The organism is Vogesella indigofera (assembly GCF_003633895.1).
Lineage (GTDB): Bacteria > Pseudomonadota > Gammaproteobacteria > Burkholderiales > Chromobacteriaceae > Vogesella > Vogesella indigofera.
This window is the reverse complement of record NZ_RBID01000018.1, coordinates 87521-106278: the sequence shown is the minus strand read 5'-3', so window position 1 is coordinate 106278 and position 18758 is coordinate 87521. Positions and strand designations below refer to the sequence as shown.

Sequence of the window (18758 nt, the reverse complement as noted above, 5' to 3'; positions counted from 1 at the left end):
TTTTCTGCCTGCCGGATCAATGGCTTGCGGTATTTGTCCACAGGCCGCCCACAGCGCTATGCAGTCCGGCCGTGGGTAAATCGTCGCCACTGCCTGTTTTTTGTGCAGCGCGCGGCTTGCCCTTTGCCATCAGTCAGTTAGCGCAGTTGTCCACAGCGCGTACACATGCCGCCCACACTGCTGTCCCCGCAGCGTGTGGGCGTTTTCCGTGCAGCCGGTGCACAGCGTATAATGGCGGCTTATGTTGCCGACTTATCCCGTGCCGTTACGGCTTGCCATTGTCGGGCCGGAGTCCTGCGGCAAGAGCACGCTGGCTGCCGAGCTGGGTGCCGCCTTGCAGGCGCAGGGCATCGCCGCCGCGTGGGTGCCGGAGTACGCGCGCGCGTATTACGCCGCGCGCGCCTACCACGTCAGCCCCGCCGACATCCTGGCGATTGCCCGTGGCCAGCTGGCGGCTGAAGCCGCCGCCGCGGCCAGTGGTGCCCGCGTGTTGCTGTGCGACACCACGGTGCTGACCTGCCGCATCTGGGCGCAGGTGGCGTTCGGCAAGGCCGAGCCGGCGCTGCTGGCGCTGGACCGGCCGCAGGACTACGCGCTGACGCTGCTGGCCTGTCCCGACATCCCGTGGCAGCCGGATCCGCTGCGCAGCCATCCGCAGCAGCGCGACTGGCTGTTCGGCCTGTATCAACAGGCGCTGGCCGACGCCGGCGTCACGCCGCTGCTGCTGGCCGGGACGCGGCAGGCAAGGTTGGCCGCAGCGTGGCGCGCGCTGCAGTCGTGGCTGCCGCAGCTGCCCAATTTTTGAACAGTCGCGACTTTTCCCTGTCTGATCAGTAGCTTGTGGCGCTTGTCCACAGCCACTCAACAGCCCTGTCCCGTCGTGGTGTGGAAAGTCTGGCGTCGCTGCCCAAAAAATGGGCAGCGTGAAAATGACTAATTTGATCAATGGCTTGTGCCGCTTATGCACAGGCCACTCACAAGGCTGTCAAAAGACAGTGTGCAGAACATGAACGAAATCTTTGAATTGCGCGGTGAATACATCGCGTTGTGTGATCTGCTCAAGACCACCGGCATCATGGAGACCGGCGGCATCGCCAAGCAGTTCATTGCCGAGGGCAATGTGCTGGTCGACGGCCAGGTCGAGCTGCGCAAGACCAACAAGATCCGCGCCGGGCAAGTGGTGTCCGGCGACGGCTTCGAGATCAAGGTGATTGCGGCGTGAGCGTGACGGACGACGTGTTCGACCCGATGCCGGAGGCACCGGAAGCACCGAGCGACGACATGTGCTGCGGCAGCGGCTGCGATCCCTGCGTGTGGGACACCTACAATGCGGCGGTGCAGCTTTACCGCCGCCAACTGGCGGACTGGCAGGCGCGCGAAGCGGCACGCCAGGCGGCCAAGCCCGGTAACTGACATGGCGAGCATCGACCTGCACTTTCATTCCACCGCCTCCGACGGCGGCCTGCCGCCGGCAGAGGTGATCCGGCGTGCCGCGGCGCGCGAGGCCCGCCTGCTGGCGCTGACCGACCACGACTGCACTGCCGGGCTGGCCGAGGCGCGCGCCACGGCGCTGGCCGCCGGTGTCGATTTCCTCGACGGCGTCGAGGTGTCGGTAACGTGGAACGCGCGCCACACCGTGCACATCCTCGGCCTCGGCATCGACCCGGACAACGCGGCGCTGTGCGCCGGGCTGCAGTCGATCCGCGACGGCCGCGTCGAGCGCGCGCGGCAGATGGGCGAATCGCTGGCCAAGATCGGCATTCCCGGCGTCTTCGACGGCGCGATGCGGCTGGCGGCCAATCCGGAGATGATCGGCCGCACCCACTTTGCCCGCTATCTGGTGCAAAGCGGCGAGGTGAAGGACGTCAAGAGCGTGTTCCGCAAATACCTGACCACCGGCAAGCCCGGCTACGTCGCGCACGAGTGGGCGACGCTGGAAGATGCGGTCGGCTGGATCCGCGGCGCCGGCGGCATGGCGGTGATCGCCCATCCCGGCCGCTACGACATGGGCCGCACCCTGATCGAGCGGCTGGTGACCGATTTCAAGGCCGCCGGCGGCGAGGCGCTGGAAGTGGTCAGCGGCAGCCACAGCCTGGACGACATGCTGCGCTTCGCGCTGGTGGCGCAGAAGCACGGCCTGTACGCCAGCGCCGGCAGCGATTTCCATGCCCCTGGCGAGGGCGGCCGCGATGTCGGCAGCACCACCGACCTGCCGCCGATCTGCCAGCCGATCTGGCAGGCGCTGGCGCCACGCATCCACCGCGCTGCGGCCAACGTTGAGGAGTAGCCGATGTCGCAATTTTTCATGATCCACCCGGAAACGCCGCAGGCGCGGCTGATCCGCGAGGCGGCCAAGATCATCCGCGAGGGCGGGGTGGTGGTGTATCCCACCGACTCCTGTTACGCGCTGGGCTGCCACCTCGGCGACAAGAAGGCGATGGAGCGGCTGCTGGCGATCCGCCAGCTCGACCTCAAGCACCACCTGACCCTGGTCTGCGCCGACCTGTCGGCACTGGCCAATTACGCGCGGGTGGACAATGCACAGTTCCGCCAGCTGAAGGCGGCGACGCCGGGCAGCTTCACCTTCATCCTGCAGGCCAGCCGCGAGGTGCCCAAGCGCACGCTGCACCCCAAGCGCGCCACCATCGGCCTGCGCGTGCCGGATCATCCGGTGACGCTGGCGCTGCTGGAGGAACTGGGCGAGCCTATCCTGTCCTGTACCCTGCTGTTGCCGGGTGACGCCGAGGCGCTGACCGATCCCTACGAAATCCGCGAACGGCTGGAACATCTGGTCGATCTGGTGATCGATGGAGGCTGGTGCGGCACCGAGCCAACCACCGTGATCGACATGACCGACGGCATCGAGCTGATCCGCCGCGGCAAGGGCGACCCGGCGCTGCTGGGCCTGTAACCCGACAAGGAAACCCTCTTGGAAGAACTGAACCTGATCCAGAAGATCGCCATCTACGCACTGCCGGTGCTGCTGGCGATCACCCTGCACGAAGCCGCCCACGCCTACGCCGCCAAGCGCTTTGGCGACGCCACCGCCTACATGATGGGGCGCATGACGCTCAACCCGCTGAAACACATCGACCCGGTCGGCACCGTGCTGCTGCCGCTGCTGTCGGTCGTGATCGGCGGTTTCCTGTTCGGCTGGGCCAAGCCGGTGCCGGTCAATTTCGGCGCGCTGCGCAATCCGCGTGTCGGCATGCGCTGGGTGGCCGCCGCCGGGCCTGCGGCCAACCTTGTGATGGCGATCCTGTGGGTGCTGCTGCTCAAGCTCGCCATCGTGATGGACAACGACTACAGCCGGCCGCTGGCGCTGATGAGCCAGGCCGGTATCGGCATCAACGTGGTGCTGATGGTGCTCAACCTGATGCCGATCCTGCCGCTGGACGGCGGCCGCATCGTGGAGAGCCTGCTGCCGCGCCCGCTGGCCTACAACTTCTCGCGGCTGGAGCCGTACGGCATGTGGATCCTGCTGGCGCTGGTGTTTACCGGCCTGCTGTCCCCGATCCTGCGTCCCTTTACCACCATGGTTTACGAGCTGCTCGGCTTTTTGCTCTGAGCCTTAACCTGTCACTCACGGAACCCGACACACCATGTTTGCCAACCGCATTCTTTCCGGCATGCGCCCGACGGGCAGCCTGCATCTGGGCCACTACCACGGCGTGATCAAGAACTGGGTCGAGCTGCAAACCCGCCACGACTGCTACTTCATGGTCGCCGACTGGCACGCGCTGACCACCAACTACGACGAAGTCGCCATCATCGAGAAGTCGATCTGGGAAATGGTGATCGACTGGCTGGCCTCCGGCGTCGATCCGGAACAGGCCACCATCTTCATCCAGTCCAAGGTGCCGCAGCACGCCGAGCTGCACCTGGCGCTGTCGATGGTGACGCCGCTGGGCTGGCTGGAGCGGGTACCGACCTACAAGGACCAGATGGACAAGCTGAACCACAAGGATCTGGCCACCTACGGCTTCCTCGGCTATCCGCTGCTGCAGGCCGCCGACATCCTGGTGTACAAGGCCGGGCTGGTGCCGGTCGGCGAAGACCAGGTGCCGCACATCGAGCTGACGCGCGAAGTGGCGCGCCGCTTCAACAACCTGTACGGCCGCGAGCCGAACTTCGAGGAACTGGCCCGCGCGGCGGTGAAGAAGATCGGCAAGGCGGGCAAGCAGTTCGAGCAGCTGCGTACCCGCTACCTGCAGGACGGCGACGGCGAGGCGCTGCTGGCCGCGCGCGAGCTGCTGGCCGCCAGCCAGAACCTCGGCAACAGCGACCGCGAGCGGCTGCAGGGCTATCTGGAAAACAAGGGCAAGATCATCCTGCCGGAGAGCGAGGCCCTGCTGACCGCGGCGTCGAAGATGCCGGGGCTGGACGGCAACAAGATGTCCAAGTCGTACAAGAACACCATCACCATGCGCGAGACGCCGGAAGAGGTCAGCAAGAAGATCCGCGCGATGCCGACCGACCCGGCCCGCGTGCGCCGCACCGACGCCGGCAACCCGGACAAGTGCCCGGTGTGGCAGCTGCACGAGGTGTACAGCAGCGACGACACCAAGCAGTGGGTGAAGGCCGGCTGTACCAGCGCCGGCATCGGCTGTCTGGACTGCAAGCAGCCGGTGATCGAGGCGGTGGTACGCGAGCAGCAGCCGATGTTCGAGCGCGCCGAGAAGTATCTGGCCAACCCGAACCTGGTCAAGGAGATCGTGTTCGAAGGCTGCCACAAGGCGGAACTGGTGGCGCGCGAGACGATGAAGGAAGTGCGCGAGGCGATGGGGCTGGGTTACTGACAGCCGTGCCGCCACCGTTGCGGCCAACCTTGCAAGGCAAAACCCCCGCCGGCGGCCGCTGGCGGGGGTTTTTGTCTGCGATGCGGCACAAGCTTGGCCGCCATGCCTTAGCCAAGTGGCCTCAGTCGTTGAGACCGAGGAAGCTGCGCAGGCGGGCTTCGATGATGCGCGGGTTCTCGCCGTTGGCGATGGCGATCAGCCCTTCCAGCGTCAGCTCCTTGAGGTTGACCTCGAGGCTGATCAGGTTTTTCAGCTTGTTGGCGATCGGCAGCAGGAATAGGTTGGCGATGCCGACGCCGTACACGGTGGCGACAAAAGCCACCGCGATGCCGCCGCCGAGCTTGGACGGGTCGGACAGGTTCTCCATCACGTGGATCAGGCCCAGCACCGCGCCGAGAATGCCCATCGTCGGCGCGTAGCCGCCGGCGGATTCCCAGATCTTGGCCGCCTGCTTGCGCGCGTGCTCGAAGATGCCGATCTCGGTTTCCAGCACGTCGCGGATGATCTGCGGCTCGGCGCCGTCGACCAGCATCTGCAGCCCCTTGCGTACGAACGGGTCCTTCTGGTTGTTGATATAGCCTTCCAGCGACAGCAGGCCGCCGCGCCGCGCCGCCTGGCTCCAGCTGACCAGGTCGCGGATCAGTTTTTCCTGGTCGTGCACCGGCGGGCGCAGCACCCAGCCGGCCATGCGCAGGCCGGTGAGGAACTGCTTCGGTGTCGACTGCAGCATCACCGCGCTGAAGGTGCCGCCGATGACGATCATGAAGGCGGTGACCTGGATCAGCGAGCCGATGTGGCCGCCTTCCAGTGCTTGTCCGGCCAGGATGGCGGTCAGGCCGCCGATGATGGCAATGAGGCTAATTTTATCCACAGGCTATGGTTTCCGTACGCGTGGCGGGTTCAGGTCCAGTCGCGCAGGCGCGTGCGCAGGCGGGCGATGGCCTGGCTGTGCAGCTGCGAGACGCGGGATTCGGAGACGCCCAGCACGGCGCCGATTTCTTTCAGGTTGAGGTCCTGCTCGTAGTACAGGCTCATCACCAGCTGGTCGCGCTCCGGCAGCAGCTTGATGGCGTCGATCAGCGCGCTGCGGAAGTGGTCTTCGGCGAGGTTGTCCAGCGGGGTGGCCGCGTCGCCGTCGACGATGTTGGCGATCTGGTTGCTGCCATTGCCTTCGTCATCGTGGAAGTCTTCGAAGTGCACCAGGGTCAGCCCCTTGCACTCCGCCAGCATCGCCTGGTAGTCGCTCAGCGGCAGCGACAGGCTGTCGGCGATCTCGCCTTCCGCCGGGCTGCGTCCCAGCTGCTGTTCCAGCTGGTGGATGGCGCTTTCGATCTGGCGCACATTGCGTCGCGCCTGGCGCGGCAGCCAGTCCTCGCGGCGCAGCTCGTCCAGCATCGCGCCACGGATGCGCTGGCTGGCGAAGGTTTCGAACAGCACGCCCTGCGCACTGTCGAACTGGCGCGCGGCCTCGATCAGGCCGATGGTGCCGACCTGGATCAGGTCGTTGATATCCACGCTGGCCGGCAGGCGCGCCATCATCATGCTGGCCAGCTTCTTGACCAGCGGCGCGTGCTGGTTGATGTCGATGGTTTCGCGCTGGCTGTGCTGCTGATAGGCCTGCCATTTGTTTGCTACTGCCATATTTAATGACCTGTCAAATCTGCAAGCGCTTTGCTTGTCATTAAAAGATGTTCGAGATAACTGCCGCGCGGGGTGTCGTCGTCGGGCGCGTGCCACTGCGGCAGCATCTGCGCCAGCTGCAGGTAGGCGTGCGCCGCCTCGCTGTCCGGAAACGCCTCCACCACCGGGCGCCGTAAAGTCTGACTCTTTCTGATGGTGTTGTCATCAGGGACGAAACCGACCCAGCGCAGGCCGACCGGCAGGTAGTCGCCGGCCACGCGCTGCAGGCGGCTGAAGATCGCCTGCGCCTCGTCAAAGTTGGCCGCACGGTTGACCAGCACGTTGAAGCGGCGGCGCGCGTAGTCCTGCGCCAGCCGTTTCAGCTGTGCGTAGCCGCCCATCAGGCTGTCGGAGGACGGGGTCAGCACCAGCACCAGGTTGTCGGCGATGCAGCAGGGGCCGGGATCTTCGCTCAGCGGCGGGGTATCCAGCAGCAGCAGCGCCGCGTCCTGTTCCACCGACGCGAACTCGTTGATCAGGCGGCGCCAGATGCGCGGCGACAGCCGCGTGCGCTCGTCGACGCTGGCGGCGAGGTTGACCAGGGTCAGGCCGTGGCGGTTGCTGACCATCAGCTCGTTGAGATCGCCGAGGCTGACCGCGACGCTGCCCAGCGTGCCGGCGGCCGGCAAGCCGAGGCGGCGTGCCAGTTGCTGGCCGTTGCGGTGCTCGATCAGCAGCGGGCGTTGCCGTTGCAGCGCCAGCGCCGCCGCCAGCTCGCCGGCAACGGTGCTCTGGCCGCAGTGGTCGGCGCCGAAAAAGGCGAAGGACGGCGGGTAGTCGTGCAGCGCCTGGCGGCGCAGGCCGGAAGCCTGATCCAGCACGCTCATGACAGCCAGCCGGACTGCGCGGCATTGAGCATCGCCATTTCATCGCTTTCCGGATTGAACGGCGAGGCCAGCTGCGCGGCGCGCAGCGCGCGGTCGATCAGCAGCTCGGCATGGGCGGCGTGGATGTCTTCCGGCACGCGCTGGCCGTTGGTGACGTAGAACAGGCGCAGGCGGTGGCGGATGACGACGTCGAGCCCCGGCCCCAGCATCAGCGCCTCGTCGATCTTGGACAGGATAGCGCCGGCGAGACCGTCGCCGCGGTAGTGGCGTACCACGTCTTCCAGCGTGTGGCCGTCGGCGTTGGCGGCCAGCAGCAGCAGGCGCTCCACCGGGCGGCCGGTCTGGTTGAACATGTCCAGCTGTGCCTGTACCCGCGCGTCGCGCTGGCCCATGCCGACGGTGTCGATCAGCACGATCTTGCGCTGCGCCAGATCAGCCAGCGTCAGCTGCAGGTCGCCTTCGTTCTGCACCGAGAACACCGGTACGCCAAGGATCTTGCCGTAGATGCGCAGCTGGTCCTGGGCGCCGATCCGGTAGGTGTCGGTGGTGATCAGCGCCACGTTCTGCGCGCCGTGGCGCATGGTGGCGCGGGCGGCCAGCTTGGCGACGGTGGTGGTCTTGCCGACGCCGGTGGGGCCGACCAGCGCATAGATGCCGCCGCGCTCGATCGGGTCGTGCTGCGGATCCATGCACTTCAGGTTGTGGATCAGCGCCGAGCGCGCCCACTTCTGCGCGACATCGCCTTCGTACTGCGGCGGCAGCTTCTGTGTCAGCTGGCGGATCAGCGTCGAGCTGAAGCCGGCGGTAAGCAGGTGGCGGAACAGCTCGGCACGGTTGGGCGTGCGCTGCTCCATGTCCGACCAGGCAAAACCGGCCAGCTGGCTTTGCAGCAGGCTGCGCAGCTGCTTGATCTCGTCGCCGATCTGTTTCAGTTCCTGCGCCATCTGCTCGCGCTCGGCATCGTTGCTGCTGGCAACGTTGGCCGCAGGCCGGGCCGGTGCCGCTTGCGGCTGTGGCGCCGCCTTCGGTGGCGGGCTGTTGCCCTGCACGTGGGCGAGGAACGGTTTCGGTTCGGTGCTGGCTTTCGCCTGCGGTGGTGGCGGCGGTGTCGGTACCGCCGGCGCTTCCAGCGGCTCCACCGGCATCGCGTAGGTGCGGGCGATGGCGCGGTTCATGCTGCCGCCAGTGGCGGCGGGCGCGGGCACCGGAGACGGTGTCGGCGCATTGCGCGGCGGGTGTTTCGGCTGCGACGGCGGTGTCAGAGTGGTGGCCAGCGCGGAAACATCGGCATCGGCGACGGCCATGATCTCTACGCCACCGCCCAGGGTAGGGCGGTTGGACAGGATCAGCGCATCGGCGCCCAGTTCTTCACGAACCTGGCGTAGCGCATCCCGTGTTGTTTTGCCGTAGAACTTTCTGACCACCATGATGCGTTAGCTTTTGCTCCCCCCGATCACCGCAATTATACGAATGGATTTGCTGTCCGGTATTTCATTATGCGAAATCACGCGTAACTGCGGCAGGGCGCGGCGCAGAAAGCGTGCCAGCAAAGGCCGTAATGCCGGTGGGGTCAATAATACGGGATTAAAGCCCTGGTTTTCGACTTGTTCCGATTGTTCCGCGGCATTGGCCAGCAGGTTTTCTGCCAGCCCCGGCTCCAGACCGCCGCCCTTGCTCTGTACCGCCTGCAGCAGGATGCCTTCCAGCTGCGGGTCCAAGGTCATCAGCGGCAGCTCCTGTTCGCCGGGGAACAGCTGCTGCACGATGGCGCGCGACAGCGCGGTACGCACCGCCGAGGTCAGCTCGTCGATGTCGGCGGTGACGCCGACGTGATCGGCCAGCGTCTCGATGATGGTACGGAAGTCGCGCAGGTGGATGCCGTCGGTCAAGAGCTGCTGCAGCACTTTCTGCAGGGTGCCGATCGGCACCACCTTCGGCACCAGGTCCTCGATCAGCTTCGGTGCTTCCTTGGCCTGATGGTCGATCAGCGCCTGCACTTCCTCGCGGCCAAGCAGTTCGGCGGCGTGGGTCTGCAGCAGGTTGGACAGGTGGGTGGCGACCACGGTGCTGGCGTCGACCACGGTATAGCCCAGCGTCTGCGCCTCGTCGCGTTTGCTGGCGTCGATCCAGATCGCCGGCAGGCCGAAGGCCGGATCGGTCGTCGGGGTGCCTTGCAGCTCGCCGCTGACCTGGCCGGGGTTGATGGCCATGAACTGGCCGACGAAGGCCTCGCCGCTGCCCACCTCCACGCCCTTGAGCAGGATGCGGTAGGCATTGGGGCGGATTTCCAGGTTGTCGCGGATGTGTACCGGCGGCACCAGGAAGCCGAGTTCCTGCGCCATTTTCTTGCGGATGCCGCGGATGCGGCGCAGCAGCTCGCCGTCCTGCTCGCGATCGACCAGTGGGATCAGGCGGTAGCCGACCTCCAGTCCGAGGGCATCGACCGGCTGCACGTCTTTCCAGCTGACTTCGGTCAGCGGCTGGTCCAGCACCGCCGGTGGCAGCACCTCGATTTCGGCCGGCTGCGTAGCGCGGCGCGCGGCGCTGATTTCCAGCCAGCGGGCACTGCCGGCGAGGATGGCGGCGATCATCAGGAAGGCGACGTGCGGCATGTTCGGGATCAGGCCCAGCATGCCGATCACCGCGGCGGTGAGGTACAGCACCGTCGGGTTGGCAAACATCTGCCCCAGCAGCTGTTCCGACAGGCCTTTTTCGGTACCGACGCGTGCCACCACCATGCCGGCGGCGGTGGAGATGATCAGCGCCGGGATCTGCGCCACCAGGCCATCGCCGATGGTGAGCAGGGTATAGGTTTCGGCGGCTTCGGCCACCGGCAGGTCGTGCTGCACGATGCCGATGATCAGGCCGCCGACGATGTTGATCACGATGATCATGATGCCGGCCACGGCATCGCCGCGCACGAACTTGGAGGCACCGTCCATCGAGCCGAAGAAGTTGGCCTCTTCGCCGATCTTGGCGCGGCGGGTGCGCGCCTCGTCCTCGCCGATCAGGCCGGCATTGAGGTCGGCATCGATCGCCATCTGCTTGCCGGGCATCGCGTCCAGCGCGAAGCGGGCCGAGACTTCGGCTATACGGCCGGCACCCTTGGTGATCACCACGAAGTTGATGATGGTCAGGATGATGAACACCACGATGCCGATGGTGACGTTGTCGCCAATCAGGAAGTGGGCAAAGGATTCGATCACCGCGCCGGCGGCGGCGGAGCCGTTATGGCCTTCCAGCAGGATCACCCGGCTGCTGGCCACGTTCAGCGACAGGCGCAGCAGGGTGGTGATCAGCAGTACCGAGGGAAAGGAGGAGAATTCCAGCGGTTCGCGCGTGTTGATACCCACCATCAGCACGATGATGGAGACGGCAATATTGAAGGTAAAGAAGATGTCCAGCAGCACCGGCGGCAGCGGCAACACCATCATGGCCAGAACCAGGATGATCAGGACCGGGCCTGCCAGGGTGTTCAGATCAATCTTTTTCAGGAAGTCCTGCAGTGTGTTCATGCCTCGTTGCGATGACGTGCTGCGTTAGGTTTTTGGCGGCGTATGTTGCTGGCGTTTGCTTTCGGGGTCAAGTTCGGCAGGGACGTCCAGCTGCTCGGGGAACACCGGGGCCAGACCGCCGCTTTGCTCGAAGTGCTTCAGCTAGTGAATATAGGCCAGCACCTGCGCGGCAGCGGTATACAGCTGCGACGGTATCTGCTCGCCCAGCTCGACGTTGAAGTACAGCGCGCGGGCAAAACTGGGCGCGCGCAGGATGGCGATGCGGTGTTCCTGTCCTGCGTTGATGATGCGCTCGGCCAGCTTCAGGCTGCCCTTGGCGATCAGCACCGGTGCGGCCATCTCTTCATCATACTTGAATGCAACGGCGTAGTGAGTCGGGTTGGTAACAATAACGTTGGCGTTGGGAATCTCCTGCATCATGCGTTTGCGTGCCGCCTCGCGCTGCAGCTGGCGGATGCGGCCCTTGACCTCGGGCGAGCCTTCCTGCTGCTTGTATTCCTGCTTCACTTCATCCTTGGTCATGCGCAGGTTCTTGTGGTACTGCCACAGCTGGAACGGCACATCCAGTACCACCAGCAGCAGCATGGCGCCGACCACCATCAGAAAGGTGTGCTCCATCAGTGCCACCAGCTTCAGCAGCGCGCCATCCAGCGGCATGCTGATCAGCCCCATCAGCTCGTCGCGCTCGTTCCAGATTGCCCAGGTGGCGACGCCGCCGATCAGTGCGCTTTTCAGTACCGCCTTCAGCCCTTCGGTGGCGGCATTGACCGAGAACAGCCGCTTGATGCCGCTGAGCGGGTTGAGCTTGCCGAAATTGGGCATGAAGCCCTTGCTGGTGAAGTTCCAGCCGCCGATCAGCAGCGGTGTTAGCGCCGCCACCAGCAACAGCCCGCCCAGCAGCGGCGCCATTTGCAGCAGGGTGTCCTGCACGCTCTGCCGTAGCCGCTCCATGATCACCAGCGGGTCGCGCAGGCTTTCCTGGTTGAAGGTAAACCAGGCGATCATGCTTTCCTTCATGGCGGCGAACAGCTGGCCGCCGGTGGCGATGAGCAGGGCCAGGCCTGCCATGGTGACGGCAAAGGTGTTCAGCTCGCGCGAGCGCGGGACGTTGCCGTCCTCGCGCGCCTGTTCGAGCTTCCGCGCCGAGGGTGACTCGGTGCGGTCTTCCTTGTCTGAGTCTTCAGCCATGGCGCGGTGATGTGACCCTGTGGATTAGTGATTCGATGCGCGATGGTAGCGCATTTGCCTGTGCTCTGCGCGCCGCGCGGCTGGTGTCGTCGCCTGCGGTTGATAGTAGAATTGGCGCATTCAATTCACAGGCGCTGTCATGAAACAGTATCTCGACCTGATGCAGCACGTGCTGACGCACGGCGTTGACAAGTCCGACCGCACCGGCACCGGCACCCGTTCGGTATTCGGCTACCAGATGCGCTTCGACCTCGCCGCAGGTTTTCCGCTGGTGACCACCAAGAAGTGTCACCTGCGTTCCATCATTCACGAACTGCTGTGGTTTCTGTCCGGCGACACCAATATCCGCTACCTGCAGGAAAACGGTGTCCGTATCTGGGACGAGTGGGCGGACGAGAACGGCGACCTCGGTCCGGTATACGGCTACCAGTGGCGCAGCTGGCCGGCGCCGGATGGTCGCCATATCGACCAGATCGCCAACCTGCTGGACATGATCCGGCGCAATCCCGATTCGCGTCGGCTGATGGTGTCGGCGTGGAACCCGGCGCTGGTGGACGAGATGGCACTGCCGCCGTGCCACAGCCTGTTCCAGTTCTATGTGGCCGACGGCAAGCTGTCGTGCCAGCTGTACCAGCGCTCGGCTGATATCTTCCTCGGCGTGCCGTTCAATATCGCCAGCTACGCGCTGCTGACCATGATGGTGGCGCAGGTGTGCGGCCTCAAGCCGGGCGACTTCGTGCACACGCTGGGCGATGCCCACCTGTACAGCAACCATCTGCAGCAGGCGCAACTGCAGCTGACGCGCGAGCCGCGACCGTTGCCGACGATGCGCATCAACCCGGATGTCAGCGACCTGTTTGCCTTCAAGTTCGGGGATTTCACGCTGGAGGGCTACGACCCGCATCCGCACATCAAGGCGGAGGTGGCGGTATGAGCGTGCGGCCAACCTTGACCCTGGTGGCGGCGATGGCGCGCGGCAACGTGATCGGCATCGCCAACACCCTGCCGTGGCATCTGCCGGAAGACCTGAAACACTTCAAGGCGGTGACGCTGGGCAAACCGGTGATCATGGGGCGCAAGACCTTCGATTCCATCGGTCGCGCCTTGCCCGGCCGGCTGAACATCGTGATTACCCGCCAGTCGGAGTGGCAGCACGAGGGCGTGACGGTGGCGCATTCGCTGGAGGAGGCTCTGGCGCTGGCGGCCAACGTTGACGAGGTGTGCGTGATCGGCGGCGCCGAGCTGTATCGCCAGGCGCTACCGCTGGCCGACCAGCTGCGGCTGACCCATATCGAGCTGGAGGTGGCCGGGGATGCCACTTTCCCGGCGTGGCGTGACGAGGAGTGGCAGGCCACGTCGCAGCCGGCGCAGACCGCGGCCAACGGGCTGGTGTACCGCTTTGTCGATTACCGGCGCCGTGCCTGACACGGCGTGAGCAAGCAAAAGGCGGCCGCGAGGCCGCCTTTTTCATGGCTGTCGCGGCTTAGCTGCCGTCGGCGCCGAGCGCCGTGGCCGAGGCTTGCGCCAGCTGGCTGTAGTCGTGGCCGAACTGCTGGATCATCTGGCGCAGCCTGGACTGGTCGCGGGCGATGATCGCCTGCAGCAGGCCGTCGAGGAAGTCGTGGGTCTGTTCGATGCGGCTCTTGCCGGCGCGCAGGATGGCAAACAGGCAACGCTGTGACAGCGGCAGCAGGTCGTGCAGCGTCTGCGCCAGGTAGCGGTTGCCGGCATGCTGGTACAGCGCACCGAGAAAGCTGACGCCGTGGCGGTAGAAGCCGTCAAGATCGTCGTTGCGGTTGCACTCGCCCAGCTCCGTCATCAGCTCGAAGAAGTCGGCGAGGTCGTCGTTCTGCCAGTTGTGCGCCAGATGCGATACCGCCTGTTCCAGCAGCACGAACCACAGCTCGAAGAAATCGCGCACGTCGCTTGCGGTCATGCTGGCGACGATGGCGCCGCGACGCGGATAGATGTCGACCAGGTGGCGGCGCTGCAGGATCAGCAAGGCCTCGCGCACCGAGCCGCGGCTGACGTTCAGTTCCGCGGCAATGCGCAGTTCCTGAATGCGTTCGCCGGGCAGCATGTTGCCGGTGATGATCTGGTTGCCGAGAAAGCGGGCAATCTGTTCGGTGAGGGAATCGTTGGCCTTGAAGCTCATTAAAGCTCCTGATGAATTCGACGGGGGCGTTGCGGCATGCATTGTAAACTTTATATTGTCCGGCAATCGGACGGTATCCGTATTCTAGCATCAAACCGGCGCCCCGGCGCGGCAGCGCCGCACGCGCCGCGTGTTGCAAAATCACCCGTTTTCGCCGCCGGCGCCCAAAAAGCACTTGCGTGAAAACGCACCTCACCTTACGATTCAAACGCTTGTTTAAATCAGGGCCGGGCGAGGATCATGAGGGGCTAACATCATAAGTGGCTCGCAAGGAAATGGTTGAGACAGCTGCTTCAAGAGCAATAACGTCGCTTGTTATTGCGTGTTCCATCGGGAACCTTGCAGGTACGACACGGGTGTTACCTCCCCACTAGGCTGGGGAGGTTTTTTTTTGCCTGCGTCAGCGTGGGCTCTTGTCGCGCGCGCGTTCGGCGGCAACCAGGTCGGACAGCAGAATATTCAGCGCGTCGGTCGACATGCGCAACTCCAGTAAGGACATGCCCAGCGAGCTGATCAGCAGCAGCAGGCTGGTGCCGAAGGTGATCTGTGCCGCCTGCGGCCAACCGGTGTAGATCTGGAACATGGCCACCACACACAGGAACAGGCTGCCCACGCCCATGCTCTGCATCCACTTGATCAGCGCGATGCGGCGGCGCAGATTGCCGATCTGCCGGACCAGCTTGTCGCTGGGGGTCTGTTGATAGTCGTCATACAGATTGCGGATGATGCTGGCCAAGGCCAGATAGCGGTTGGTGTAGGCGAGCAGCAACAGGGAAATGGCCGGAAACAACAGGGCCGGGGTGGTCAGGTTGAGCATGGCTAGTTTTCTTCGCTGATCAGCACGTCGATGCCGTTGGCGGTCAGGTTGTAGAGTTCGATCACGTCTTCGTTGCGCATGCGCACGCAGCCGCGCGAGGTCGGCGTGCCGAACGGCACGTGCTGGCCGGCGCCGTGGATGTAGATGGCTCGGTCATAGCTGTCGACCTCGCCGCCCTGGTTTTTGCCCGGCTCCAGGCCGCACAGCCACAGGATGCGGGTCAGGATCCAGTCCTTGTCCGGGTTTTCGGCGGCCAGTTGCGGCGTGTATTTCCACGGTGTCACCTTGCGCCGGTAGATGATGGTGTCGGCGGCGACATCATCGCCGATGCGTTCGCATACCCGGTGCCAGCCGCGCGGGGTCTGGTAGCTGTTGACGCGCTCGCCGACGCCGTTTCTGGCGGTGGACACGGTGTAGCGCTTCTGCGGCAGGCCGCGCTGGTCGTAAAGGGTGAGCGACTGTTCCGCGACGCTGACATGCAGCCACGGCTGGCCGGGATTGAGGCGGTTGGCATGGGCGGCCACCAGCGCTCCGTCCTGCTGCTGCAGGATGAAGTCTGCCGGGCTGGCGACGAGGCTGCCGCTGCAGCACAGCAGCAGTAGCAATAGCCGTTTCATCACGACTCCTTCCTGGCGGTGTGGCGGCGCTGGCGGAAAAAGCCGGCCAGCAGTCCGGCACAGCTTTCGGCGTCGATGCCGCCGTCGATGGCGGTCTGATGATTCAGTTTAGTCTCGGCAAACAGGTTCAGCACGCTGCCGGCGGCGCCGGTCTTGGCGTCATTGGCGCCGAACAGCACGTGGTCGATGCGCGCGTGCAGGATGGCGCCGCTGCACATCGGGCACGGCTCCAGCGTGACGTAGAGCTGGCAGCCGGCCAGCCGGTAGTTGCCAAGGTTGGCCGCAGCGTCGCGCAGCGCCAGCATCTCGGCGTGCGCCGACGGGTCGTGGCTGGCGCAGGGGCGGTTGTAGCCGCGGCCGATCACCTCGCCATTCCTGACCACCAGCGCGCCGACCGGCACCTCGCCTTCCGCTGCCGCCTGCTGTGCCAGCTCGCGCGCCAGCGCCATGAAACGCTGCCGCTCGGCCAGCGGTGGCAACGGTCGCTGCGGCGGCAACTGTGCCAGCGCCGTGCGCAGCCGCAGGCGGTCGTCGTCGTCCAGCTGCGACCAGTGCACGCCGCGGATTGCCGCTTCCAGCGCGTACAGCAGCTTCAGTGTCACGGTGTGGCCAGCGGCCTTGAGCAGGGCATAGGCGCGCGCGGCGCCGCATTGGGCCAGCGTCGGGCGGTCGCGGATGTCCAGCGCGTGCAGCCAGCGGATGGCGGCGGGGGGCAGTGGCGGGGAGAGCAGGGGTGCGGTCATGTTATCCAGACGGTTGCGGCCAACCTTAGAGCCTGTTCACGATCTGCTGCGGCTGATCTCAATGGGGCGATACGGCGTTGAAAACGGCTTCGGCATGCTTGTTTATATTTGGATAAACGCCGCTTCCTCAGCCGTTTTCGCCTTGTCTCGCTCTAGCTCGCTAGATCGTGAACACGCTCTTCGGATTGGCCGCAGGCCGTGGCTGCCTCAGGCGAGGCGGCGGGTGGCCATCAGGTAGTTGACGTCGGTGTCGTCATTGAGACTGTAGACGCGGGTCAGCGGGTTGTAGCCGATGCCGGCCAGCGTCTCCACGCCCAGCCCGGCGTTGCGCGCCATGCGCGACAGCTCGGACGGCTTGAGGAAGCGTGCGTACTCATGGGTGCCTTTCGGCAGCATGTTCAGCACGTACTCGGCGCCCAGCACCGCCAGCAGGTAGGACTTGGCATTGCGGTTGAGGGTGGAGAAGAACACCCAGCCGCCCGGCTTCACCAGCTGCGCGCAGGCGCGCACGATGCTTTGCGGGTCCGGCACGTGCTCCAGCATTTCCATGCAGGTCACCACGTCGAAGCTGGCCGGCGCCTCGGCGGCGAGGTCTTCCACCGCGACACAGCGGTAGCTGACGCTGACGCCGGACTCCAGGCTGTGCAGCTGCGCCACTTTCAGCGATTTCTTGGCGAGGTCGATGCCGGTGACGCTGGCCTCGTAGTGGGCCATGCTTTCCGACAGGATGCCGCCGCCGCAGCCGACATCCAGTACCGCCTTGCCGGCCAGTGCCGCGTGCTGGTCGATGAAGTCGAGGCGCAGCGGGTTGATTTCATGCAGCGGTTTGAACTCGCTGTCCATGTCCCACCACTTGTGGGCGATCTGGCTGAATTTGTCGAGTTCCTGTTCGTCAACGTTGCTCATGCTGGTTCCTTAATTTCCGAGAATGCGGACGCGCCAGCTGTCGGCGCGGGCTTTCAGTTCTGCTTCGTCCAGCGTGGTCAGCTTGCGCTCGCGCAGGACATTGCGACCATTGACCCACACATGGCTGACCTGTTCGCGGCCGGCGGCGTAGACGATGTGCGAGATCGGGTCGAAGTTGGGGCTGGTCTCGATCTGGGCCAGATCGACGGCGATCAGGTCGGCCTGCTTGCCGACGGCGATGCTGCCGACCTTGTGCTCGATGCCCAGTGCGCGGGCACCGTGCAGCGTCGCCATGCGGATGGCGGTGGCGGCCGGCACCGCGGTCGGGTCGAGGGTGCCGACCTTGGCCAGCAGCGCGCCCATGCGGGTCTCGGACAGCATGTCCAGCTTGTTGTTCGATGCCGCACCGTCGGTACCGATGCCGACGTTGACGCCGGCGGCCAGCAGTTTCTGCACCGGGGCGATGCCGGACGCCAGCTTCATGTTGGAGGTCGGGTTGTGCGCGATGGACACGCCGTGCTTGGCCACCAGCGCGATTTCGGCGTCGGTCAGGTGCACCATGTGGGCGGCAATCAGGCGCGGCGACAGCAGGCCGAGATTGGCCAGGCGTGCCAGCGGCCGTTGCTGGTGCTGTTCGACGCTGCCGTTGACCTCGTCCATGGTCTCGTGGATGTGGCAGTGGATCAGCATGTCCTGCTGCTCGGCCAGCGTCACCACCTTGCGGAAGGTGTCGTCGGCCACGGTGTACGGCGCGTGCGGAGCCAGGGTGAAGGTCACCAGCTCCTCGCCGAGGAACTGGCTGCGCTCGGCCATCGCCTTGCTGATGTAGTCGTCGGCGTTCTGGCCGTAGACGGTAGGGAACTCCAGGATCGAGCAGCCGACAAAGGTGCGCATGCCGGCGGCCATCGCGGCGCGCGCCATCGCGGCATGGAAGAAGTACATGTCGTTGATGGTGGTGGTGCCGCTGCGGAACATCTCGCCCATCGCCAGCAGCGCACCGTCGAACACGAAGGCGTCGCTGACGTGCTTGCCCTCTGCCGGCCAGATGTGGTTCTGCAGCCAGTCCATCAGCGCCTTGTCGTCGGCCATGCCGCGCAACAGGGTCATCGCCGAATGGCCGTGCAGGTTGACGAGGCCCGGCATCAGCACGTGGTTGTCGAGGTTCAGGTGTTCGTTGGCGCTGACGCCGGCGACTTCGGCCGGCGACAGAATGGCAACAATGCGGCCATCGCTGATCGCCAGCGAGTGGTTGTCAAGAATGACACCATCTTGTTCTACTGTAATAATCCAGCGTGCGGTGATGAGTTGGTCGTAATGACGATGCGACATTGGTGTGTGACCCTGTAAATAATTGCCGGCGATTGTAGGCAGCGCCGTGCGCTTTCGACAACCCGCCTGCGGCTGCCGGCGCGCGCGATTAAAGCATAATTGTAAGGCAAAGCGGCAGCAGGCTCGTGCTGCGCTGCGCGATGGCAAACATTTGCAGTCGCTTTGCCGCTGAGACACAATGA

General features: G+C 65.1%; 21 protein-coding genes. 9 read left to right on the top strand and 12 right to left on the bottom strand.

The window, feature by feature from the left end; genetic code table 11:
• Positions 1-259: 259 nt before the first annotated feature.
• The 7 genes from C8E02_RS15095 to C8E02_RS15065 all read left to right on the top strand — a co-directional run bounded on the left by C8E02_RS15095 (position 260) and on the right by C8E02_RS15065 (position 4799).
• Entirely contained in the window at positions 260-805 is a 546-nt protein-coding gene (locus C8E02_RS15095; RefSeq protein ID WP_245961171.1) for an AAA family ATPase, read from the top strand.
• 201 nt (positions 806-1006) lie between these two features.
• A complete protein-coding gene (locus C8E02_RS15090; RefSeq protein WP_120812230.1) occupies positions 1007-1222 on the top strand; it encodes an RNA-binding S4 domain-containing protein in 216 nt (71 codons plus the stop codon).
• Positions 1219-1413, top strand: coding sequence for an oxidoreductase-like domain-containing protein (locus C8E02_RS15085; RefSeq protein WP_245961170.1), 195 nt, complete (start codon positions 1219-1221; stop codon positions 1411-1413). The genes C8E02_RS15090 and C8E02_RS15085 overlap by 4 nt, the downstream gene beginning before the upstream one ends.
• 1 nt (position 1414) lies before the next feature.
• Positions 1415-2287, top strand: a complete 873-nt coding sequence (locus C8E02_RS15080; RefSeq protein WP_120812081.1) for a 3',5'-nucleoside bisphosphate phosphatase — start codon at positions 1415-1417, stop codon at positions 2285-2287.
• Between the two features lie 3 nt (positions 2288-2290).
• Positions 2291-2911: an L-threonylcarbamoyladenylate synthase gene (locus C8E02_RS15075; protein ID WP_047966185.1), complete on the top strand. Its 621-nt coding sequence runs from the start codon at positions 2291-2293 to the stop codon at positions 2909-2911.
• Positions 2912-2929: 18 nt separating this feature from the next.
• Entirely contained in the window at positions 2930-3568 is a 639-nt protein-coding gene (locus tag C8E02_RS15070; RefSeq protein WP_120812079.1) for a site-2 protease family protein, read from the top strand.
• A gap of 34 nt (positions 3569-3602) precedes the next feature.
• Positions 3603-4799 (top strand): tryptophan--tRNA ligase, encoded by a 1197-nt coding sequence (locus tag C8E02_RS15065; protein ID WP_047966183.1) that lies wholly within the window; start codon positions 3603-3605, stop codon positions 4797-4799.
• A gap of 121 nt (positions 4800-4920) precedes the next feature.
• On the opposite strand, the gene C8E02_RS15060 is transcribed toward C8E02_RS15065, so the two are convergent.
• The 6 genes from C8E02_RS15060 to flhB form a co-directional block, all read right to left on the bottom strand.
• Entirely contained in the window at positions 4921-5670 is a 750-nt protein-coding gene (locus tag C8E02_RS15060) for a flagellar motor protein (RefSeq protein WP_047966182.1), read from the bottom strand.
• A gap of 29 nt (positions 5671-5699) precedes the next feature.
• Complete coding sequence (locus C8E02_RS15055) at positions 5700-6440, bottom strand: RNA polymerase sigma factor FliA (protein WP_120812076.1); 741 nt, start codon at positions 6438-6440, stop codon at positions 5700-5702.
• A 2-nt stretch (positions 6441-6442) separates the two neighbouring features.
• Positions 6443-7306 carry a MinD/ParA family ATP-binding protein gene (locus C8E02_RS15050; RefSeq protein ID WP_211329262.1) on the bottom strand — a complete coding sequence of 288 codons (864 nt, stop codon included), beginning with the start codon at positions 7304-7306 and terminating at the stop codon, positions 6443-6445.
• Complete coding sequence (gene flhF, locus C8E02_RS15045) at positions 7303-8733, bottom strand: flagellar biosynthesis GTPase FlhF (protein WP_120812073.1); 1431 nt, start codon at positions 8731-8733, stop codon at positions 7303-7305. Before flhF ends, C8E02_RS15050 begins: the two co-directional genes overlap by 4 nt.
• Positions 8734-8739: 6 nt before the next feature.
• Positions 8740-10821, bottom strand: a complete 2082-nt coding sequence (gene flhA / locus C8E02_RS15040; protein ID WP_047966179.1) for a flagellar biosynthesis protein FlhA — start codon at positions 10819-10821, stop codon at positions 8740-8742.
• 141 nt (positions 10822-10962) lie between these two features.
• Positions 10963-12009, bottom strand: a complete 1047-nt coding sequence (flhB, locus tag C8E02_RS15035; RefSeq protein WP_245961169.1) for a flagellar biosynthesis protein FlhB — start codon at positions 12007-12009, stop codon at positions 10963-10965.
• Positions 12010-12148: 139 nt separating this feature from the next.
• Here flhB and C8E02_RS15030 point away from each other — a divergent pair, with 139 nt between their 5' ends.
• Both C8E02_RS15030 and C8E02_RS15025 read left to right on the top strand, forming a co-directional pair.
• Entirely contained in the window at positions 12149-12943 is a 795-nt protein-coding gene (locus C8E02_RS15030) for a thymidylate synthase (RefSeq protein WP_120812071.1), read from the top strand.
• Entirely contained in the window at positions 12940-13434 is a 495-nt protein-coding gene (locus C8E02_RS15025; RefSeq protein WP_120812068.1) for a dihydrofolate reductase, read from the top strand. Before C8E02_RS15030 ends, C8E02_RS15025 begins: the two co-directional genes overlap by 4 nt.
• Before the next feature lie 58 nt (positions 13435-13492).
• Here C8E02_RS15025 and C8E02_RS15020 read toward each other — a convergent pair whose 3' ends face one another.
• From C8E02_RS15020 to C8E02_RS14995, 6 genes are all read right to left on the bottom strand, one after another.
• The gene (locus tag C8E02_RS15020) at positions 13493-14164 is read right to left on the bottom strand and encodes a GntR family transcriptional regulator (protein ID WP_120812066.1); all 672 of its coding nucleotides are present in this window, start codon (positions 14162-14164) and stop codon (positions 13493-13495) included.
• A gap of 400 nt (positions 14165-14564) precedes the next feature.
• Positions 14565-14981: a DUF2721 domain-containing protein gene (locus tag C8E02_RS15015; RefSeq protein WP_047966174.1), complete on the bottom strand. Its 417-nt coding sequence runs from the start codon at positions 14979-14981 to the stop codon at positions 14565-14567.
• Between the two features lie 2 nt (positions 14982-14983).
• On the bottom strand, positions 14984-15598 hold the full coding sequence (locus C8E02_RS15010; protein ID WP_120812221.1) for a L,D-transpeptidase: 615 nt from the start codon (positions 15596-15598) through the stop codon (positions 14984-14986).
• Complete coding sequence (tadA, locus tag C8E02_RS15005) at positions 15598-16341, bottom strand: tRNA adenosine(34) deaminase TadA (RefSeq protein ID WP_120812063.1); 744 nt, start codon at positions 16339-16341, stop codon at positions 15598-15600. The genes C8E02_RS15010 and tadA overlap by 1 nt, the downstream gene beginning before the upstream one ends.
• Positions 16342-16548: 207 nt before the next feature.
• Positions 16549-17247, bottom strand: coding sequence for a bifunctional 2-polyprenyl-6-hydroxyphenol methylase/3-demethylubiquinol 3-O-methyltransferase UbiG (gene ubiG, locus C8E02_RS15000; RefSeq protein ID WP_047966172.1), 699 nt, complete (start codon positions 17245-17247; stop codon positions 16549-16551).
• Between the two features lie 9 nt (positions 17248-17256).
• On the bottom strand, positions 17257-18576 hold the full coding sequence (locus tag C8E02_RS14995; protein ID WP_120812061.1) for a TRZ/ATZ family hydrolase: 1320 nt from the start codon (positions 18574-18576) through the stop codon (positions 17257-17259).
• Between the last annotated feature and the right edge of the window lie 182 nt (positions 18577-18758).